This is a genomic window from Streptomyces sp. NPDC035033 (genome assembly GCF_040636735.1).
Lineage (GTDB): Bacteria > Actinomycetota > Actinomycetes > Streptomycetales > Streptomycetaceae > Streptomyces.
The window spans coordinates 42,072-49,008 of record NZ_JBEZUZ010000056.1; the positions used below are offsets into that span (position 1 = coordinate 42,072).

The window sequence follows — 6,937 nt, forward strand, 5'->3', positions numbered from 1 at the left end:
TCGGTGCACTCGTCCGCCGTCTTCCTCATCGAGTTCGGAGCGATCATCCTCGGCCTCGGCCTGCTCGGCCGGATGGCCGGGCGGCTGAAGTTCTCGCCCATACCCCTGTACCTCCTGGCCGGGCTCGCCTTCGGCGAGGGGGGACTGCTGCCGCTCGGCGCCAGCGAGGAGTTCGTCGCCATCGGCGCCGAGATCGGCGTCATCCTGCTGCTCCTGATGCTCGGTCTGGAGTACACGGCGACCGATCTGGTCACCAATCTGCGGACGCAGTACCCGGCCGGGCTCGTCGACGGGGCGCTCAACGCGCTGCCCGGGGCGGCGACGGCCCTGCTGCTCGGGTGGGGGCCGGTGGCGGCGGTCGTGCTGGCGGGGGTCACCTGGATCTCGTCCTCCGGCGTCATCGCCAAGGTCCTCGGCGACCTCGGCCGGCTCGGCAACCGCGAGACGCCGGTGGTGCTGAGCATCCTGGTCCTGGAGGACCTGGCGATGGCGGTCTACCTGCCGATCGTCACCGCGCTGCTCGCCGGCGCGGGGCTCGCGGCCGGCAGCGTCACCCTCGCGATCGCGCTGGGCGTCGCCGGGCTCGTGCTCTTCGTCGCCGTCCGGTACGGGCGGCTGATCTCCCGCTTCGTCTCCAGCGACGACCCGGAGAAGCTGCTCCTGGTCGTCCTCGGCCTGACGCTCCTCGTCGCCGGCATCGCCCAGCAGCTCCAGGTCTCCGCGGCCGTCGGCGCGTTCCTCGTCGGCATCGCGCTGTCCGGGGAGGTCGCCGAGGGCGCGCACAACCTGCTCAGCCCGCTGCGGGACCTGTTCGCCGCCGTCTTCTTCGTCTTCTTCGGCCTGCACACGGATCCGGCGAGCATCCCGCCGGTGCTGCTGCCCGCGCTGGCCCTGGCCGTCGTCACCTCCGGCACGAAGATCGCCACCGGGTACTGGGCGGCGCGGCGCAACGGCGTCTCGGCGAAGGGCGCCTGGCGGGCGGGCGGGACGCTGGTCGCGCGCGGCGAGTTCTCCATCGTCATCGCGGGCCTGGCCGTCTCCGCCGGGATCGAGCCCTCGCTCGGTCCGCTGGCCACCGCGTACGTCCTGATCCTGGTCGTCGCCGGTCCGCTCACCGCCCGCTTCACCGAGCCCGTCGCCACGTGGCTGACCGCCCGGCGCCGCCGGGGCGCCCCGGAGCCCGCGCCCGGGCCCGTGGAGGAGCGGCTCCCGCTGCCCGAGCCCGTCCGCCACGAACGCTGAGCGGACGCCCCGGCCGTCGCGGGGCCGCCGCGGGGCGCCCGAAATCCGCGTGCGGAGCGGTCCGGCGGGCTGCGAGCATCGCGGGATGGACCACGCTCTCGAACGTCTGCTCGTCCGGCACTCCCTCCGTCTGCCCGTCCCCTCCGGTCCCGCCGGGGACGGCTCCGCCGCCGCCCTGCGGTTCGACGCCGCGCTGCGGACGGCGGGGTTCGCCCTGTCCTCCGCGCTGCTGAGGGAGCTGTCCGGGCGGTCCGCCGGGACCGTCGTCGAGCTGGCCCGGTGGGCGCTGGAGGCGGTCCGCGAGCGGGTCGGCGACCACGTCCGGCACAACGCGTACTTCATCGACTTCCCGGCCAACGTCCCCGACACGGCGGAGTTCTGGCTGTCGTGCGTGCGGCGGGCGCTCGACGACCCCGGGGCCCGGGAGGCGGTCGAGGCGCAGCTCAGCGCCGGCGTCCTGAACCTGCTGACGCTGCCCGCCTACGGCCGCTACCAGCACACGTACGAGGAACTGCTCGCGGCGCACGAGGAGTTGACGCCCGGGAGCGGCGACCGGCTGACCGTGCTGCACCTCGGCGGCCCCCTCGAGGAGGAGCTCGGGGCCCTGTACCGGTCCCTGGCGGGGGCCGTGACGCCGCTGGGCGAGGAGCACCTGGCCGATCTGGCGGTGCTCGCCGCGCACTGCGCGGACGGGCCGCAGCCGGCGGAGATCCCGGTCCGGGAGAACCGGGCGGTGGTCAACGCGGCCCGGCTGCGGGCCGGCGCGGCGCCGCTGCTCGACACGGCCACCGACGTGCTGCGGCTGGCGTGCGCGCTGTCGGACGGGGACGTGACGCTGCGGGAGCGGACCCGCTTCCGCGCGCTGTCCCGGCCGTGGCGGCGGGCGCTGCTCGCGGGCCTCGACGCCGTGGTGGCGGGGGCGCCGGAGAAACTGGCCGACGTGGGGCGGCACCGGGAGGCGTGGAAGCGGCTCGGGGAGCGGCTGCACCCGCACGAGCACCCGGCGTGGCCGCACGCCGCCGAGGTGTTCGCGGTGGCCCGGGGCGAGCTGCGGGCGCCGTCGCTCGACTCCCGGGTGGAGGCGCTGCTCGCGGCCGGCGACGTGCCGGGGGCGGCGGAGCTGCTGGCGTCGGCCGCGCCCGGGCGGCTGTTCCGGGCGCTGGACCGGCTGCTGCGCTCCGCGGCGGACGGGGCCGCGCGGGAGGCCGTGCTGGCGGCGGCGGAGCGCGTCGCGCCGCGGGTGGCGGGCCGGGTGGTGCTGTCGGTGCGGGAGCACCTGCAGAACCGGCACGACGCGTCGGGCGCGCCCCGGCGCCTGTTCGTGAACCGGAACGGCACCGCGTGGGTGACGGCGGACGTCCGCCGCGACCTGCCGAGGGACGCGCAGCGGCGGCTGCTCGCGCTGCTCGACGGGGAGACCCGGCGGCGGCTTCCCGCGACCGGGCGCCTGCTGGTCGACCCCGCGGTCCTGGACGTGGCGCTGCCGCTCGGCGGCCGGGCCCCGTCCGGCGGGTTCGGCGTGCTGCCGCGCGGCTCGGTCTCGCCGGTCGACGGCGAGCTGCTGCGGTTCTTCATGTACTGGAAGCAGGCGCGGCACCGCACCGACCTGGACCTGTCCGCGCTGCTGCTCGACGAGCGGTACGCGACGGTCTCCTGGCTGTCGTACACGGAGCTGACCACGGTGGAGGGGCGGCACTCCGGGGACGTCACCGAAGCCCCGGACGGCGCCTCGGAGTTCATCGAACTGCGGCTCGGTGCCGTGCGCGGCTCCTTCGTGGTGCCGCACGTTCACGTGTACGCGGGCGAGACCTTCGAGGAGACGGCCGAGTCCTTCTTCGGGTACATGCTCCGCGAGGGCGAGCAGGGCGGGCGTCCCTTCGAGCCGCGCACGGTCCGGATGAAGTCCGACCTGCGCGGGCCGGGGCGGGTGGCGCTGCCGGTGGCCTTCCGGCGGGACGGGGAGGGGCGGTGGCACGCGCACTGGCTCCACCTGTGCCTGCGGGGCACGCCGCACGCCAACCGGGTCGAGGACCACCGGGTCTCGATGGCGGTCCTGCTGCGCGGGGCGGTCGAGCGCACGGCGGTGACGGTGCGTCATCTGGTCGCTCTGATGCGGGAGTCGGGGGCGGAGGTCACGGAGTGGTCCGGCGGCGCGGTGCCGGCGGAGCCGGTGACGTACCTCGGCCTGGCCGTGCCCGAGGGGCTGGCCCCGGGCTCCCGGGTGGTGACGCCGGAAAACCTGCGCGACCTGGTCCCGGCCTGAGTGCTACGGTCGTTCCGGGGGCGAGGCCATGAAGGGGCTTCCTTCTCATACTCCTGATGACATAGCCCCTTCGCTCTCCTCGCCCCCCTCGCGCTCCACCGCTGTGGGCCCGGTCCTCAGGAGGACCGGGCCCACGCGTGTGCGCGCTCAGACCGCGTCGGCGAGGACCAGCGAGTGGATGCGGTCCGGGGCGCCGGGGCGGGCGTAGTACCAGCCCTGGGCGGTGTCGCAGCCGATCTCCCGGAGGCGTTCGGCCTGGGCGGCGGTCTCCACGCCCTCGACGGTGACGGCGAGTTCGAGGCTGTGGGCCAGGGAGACGATGCCTTCGACGATCTTCAGGTCGACGGGGTCCACCGGGTGCTGCTGCATGCCCCGGGTGAAGGAGCGGTCCAGTTTGAGGACGCTCACCGGCAGGCGGCGCAGGTTGGCCAGGTTGGAGTAGCCGGTGCCGAAGTCGTCGAGGGCGATGTCGACGCCCATCTCGGCGAGTTGGCGCAGCGGTTTGAGGAGGTCCTCGTCGGCGCCGATGAGGGCGGACTCGGTGACCTCCAGGCAGAGCGCGCCCGGTTCGAGGCCGGCGCGCTCCAGGACGTCGACGGTGTCGGCGACCAGCCGGGGGTGGTGGAGCTGGGTCGGCGACAGGTTGACGTTGACGCGGAGCGGGCCGCCGGGGCCGGGGCCGGGGACCTGCCAGGAGCGGGCCTGCCGGACGGCCTCCTGGAGGACCCAGCGGCCCAGCGGGACGATGAGGCCGGTGTCCTCGGCGAGCGGGATGAAGCGGTCGGGGCCGAGGACGCCGTGCTGGGGGTGGCTCCAGCGGACCAGGGCCTCGGCGCCGTGGACGCTGCCGTCGTCGAGGTGGACGAGCGGCTGGTACTCGATGAAGAACTCGCCGCGTTCCAGGGCGGTCGGCAGGGCGGTGGTGAGGCCGTGCCGGGTGATGGCGCGGGCGTCGGCCTCGGGGTCGGCGAGCGCGAAGCGGTTGCCGCCGGCGGACTTGGCCCGGTACATGGTGATGTCGGCGCTGCGCAGCACCTCGGCGGGGGTGCGCTCGCCGGCCGGTCCCTCGACGACGCCGAGGCTGCCGCGCACGGCGAGTTCGCGGCCGTCGACGCCGACGGGGGTGGCGAGGGCGGCGAGGATGCGGTCGGCGAGGGCGGTCGCGTCCCGCTCGCCGCCGCTGCCGGTGGTGAGGGCGACGAACTCGTCGCCGCCGAGCCGGGCGACCATCTCGCCGGGGCCGGTGGCGCAGGCCTGGAGCCGGTCGGCGACCTCGACGAGGAGCCGGTCGCCGACGGAGTGGCCGAGGCTGTCGTTGATGGCCTTGAAGCCGTCGAGGTCGAGGTAGCAGAGGCCGAAGCGGCCGTTCTCGCCGGACGGGCCGGGGGCGAGGGCCTTCTCCAGGCGCTCGAAGAAGAGCGTCCGGTTGGGCAGTCCGGTGAGGGCGTCGTGGGTGGCCTCGTACCGCAGGCGCAGGTGGAGCAGGCGCCGTTCGGTGATGTCCTCCATGAGCGCCAGCTGGTACTGGGGGCGGCCCTCGGCGTCCCGCAGGAGGGAGACGGTGAGGTTGGTCCACAGGACCGTGCCGTCGCTGCGGTAGTACGGCTTCTCCACCCGGTACTGCTCGCGCTCGCCGCGCACCAGCTCCTCGTACAGCCGCCAGACGTGCGGCCCGTCCTCGGGGTGCACCCACTCGCTGACGTTGCGGCTGCGGACCTGGGCCTCCACGCCGCCGAACATCCGCGTCATGGTGTCGTTGACCTCCACGACGCGGCCGTCGAGGTCGGCGATGCCGATGCCGATGGCGGCCCCGTCGAAGACGGCCCGGAAGCGGCTCTCGGTGGCGTGCAGGGCGATCTCGGCGGCGCTGCGGGCGGCGAGCGCGGAGCGGGCGATGGCCTCCTGCTCGGCGCGGGTCCGTTCGCGCAGGGCCTGGGCGTAGCCGGTGGCCATGGCGTGCTGGAGGCGGGAGCAGCGGACCCGCAGTTCCTCGGCGGTGAGTTCGGGGTCCGCGCCGCAGTACAGGACGAGGTACGAGTCGACCACGCCGAGGCTGCGGCCGAGGGCGTCCGGGTCGGTGCAGTGGGCGTCGACGAGGCCGGCGCCGGCCCGCTGGGCGGGGGCCGTGTCGAAGGGCCGGGCGAGCAGCGCGCCGCTCAACAGGCGGGCGAGCGGCAGGAGGTGGCCCTCGAACTCGGTACGGGTGAGGGAGGTGGCGGTCACCGGGAAGATGGCCCGGCTCCAGATGGTGACGAACCGCCTGAGTCTGTCCTCCGGGCCGTCGGCTTCCGCGGTCCCGGACGGCTGCGACGGCACCTTCACGCCTTGCGCCCCACGCCCGCGAACCCGGAGAAGGCGTACGGGTCCTCCTCCTCGGCCGGACCGTCCGGCCGCCAGAGGGGCATCGGGACGAGGCCGGGCTCGACGAACTCCGTGCCGTCGAAGAAGCGGGCGATCTCCTCGCCGGAGCGCATCACCAGCGGGCTGCGGGTGCTGCGGTAGACGTCGACGGTGCCGCCGGCGCGCTCCTGGTCGACCGGAACGCCCTCGTACGAGGCGTGGGTGACGACCAGGAGGCTGCCGGGGGCGAGCGCGTCGAGGAGTTCGGAGACGGCCGCGTGCGGGCCGTCGGCGTCCTCCAGGAAGTGCAGGACGGCGACGAGCAGCAGGGCGACCGGCCGGTCGAGGTCGAGCAGGCCGGTGACCTCGGGGCTGTGCAGGATGTCGGCCGGCTTGCGGAGGTCGGCGGGGACGACGGCCGCGCCGTCGACGCCCTCCAGGACGGCCCGGCTGTGGGCGACGGCGACGGGGTCGTGGTCGACGTAGACGATCCGGGCGGCGGGGTCGGCGGCCTGGGCGACCTCGTGCACGTTGCCGAACGTCGGTATGCCGGAGCCGATGTCGAGGAACTGGGTGACGCCGCCCGCGACGGCGAAGCGGACCGCGCGGCGCATGAACGCCCGGTTCGCCTGCATGATCTTGGGAAGGCCCGGCATGAACTCCATGGCCTTGCGGGCCGCTTCCCGGTCCACTTCGAAATTGTGCGAGCCGCCCAGATAGAAGTCGTACATACGGGACACGCTCGGCACCGAAATGTCGATGCCGGGCGGAGCCCAGGCGGGACGCTCCATCAATGTCTCCAACAAGTCGCCATGGGGGATGCGGCCCGGTGTTCGCGGCCGTGTTCGAGGTGAGGCTACTGATCGCCCGCCGAGAGAGCGAGTAGAAACGGAAATTAGCGATCCGTTCTTGGTCACACGTCTTTGACGCGTCCTGCCGGAACGAAGAGTTCACGCCTTCGGCCTGTGCATATTCACGTGCATATGAGCGTGCGCCGGTTCTCCGGCCCCGCGCCGGACGGCACCCGCGCGTCCCCGCACCCGCCCGCACCTCGGCGGTCGGCGCGGCCGGGCCCGCCCGCCGGCGCGGGGC

Annotated in this window: 4 protein-coding genes; 2 read left to right on the forward strand and 2 right to left on the reverse strand. The window is 74.6% G+C overall.

What is annotated here, in order from left to right; all coding sequences use genetic code 11:
* Positions 1–3: 3 nt before the first annotated feature.
* Together AB0E83_RS22345 and AB0E83_RS22350 are read left to right on the forward strand one after the other, a co-directional pair.
* A complete protein-coding gene (locus AB0E83_RS22345) occupies positions 4–1,242 on the forward strand; it encodes a cation:proton antiporter (protein ID WP_362114492.1) in 1,239 nt (412 codons plus the stop codon).
* 85 nt (positions 1,243–1,327) lie between these two features.
* Positions 1,328–3,505, forward strand: coding sequence for a hypothetical protein (locus AB0E83_RS22350; RefSeq protein ID WP_362114495.1), 2,178 nt, complete (start codon positions 1,328–1,330; stop codon positions 3,503–3,505).
* A 147-nt stretch (positions 3,506–3,652) separates the two neighbouring features.
* Here the strand turns inward: AB0E83_RS22350 and AB0E83_RS22355 are convergent, their stop codons facing one another.
* Together AB0E83_RS22355 and AB0E83_RS22360 are read right to left on the reverse strand one after the other, a co-directional pair.
* Positions 3,653–5,827 (reverse strand): EAL domain-containing protein, encoded by a 2,175-nt coding sequence (locus tag AB0E83_RS22355; RefSeq protein WP_362114498.1) that lies wholly within the window; start codon positions 5,825–5,827, stop codon positions 3,653–3,655.
* The gene (locus AB0E83_RS22360) at positions 5,824–6,636 is read right to left on the reverse strand and encodes an SAM-dependent methyltransferase (RefSeq protein WP_362114501.1); all 813 of its coding nucleotides are present in this window, start codon (positions 6,634–6,636) and stop codon (positions 5,824–5,826) included. The genes AB0E83_RS22355 and AB0E83_RS22360 overlap by 4 nt, the downstream gene beginning before the upstream one ends.
* Positions 6,637–6,937: the final 301 nt, after the last annotated feature.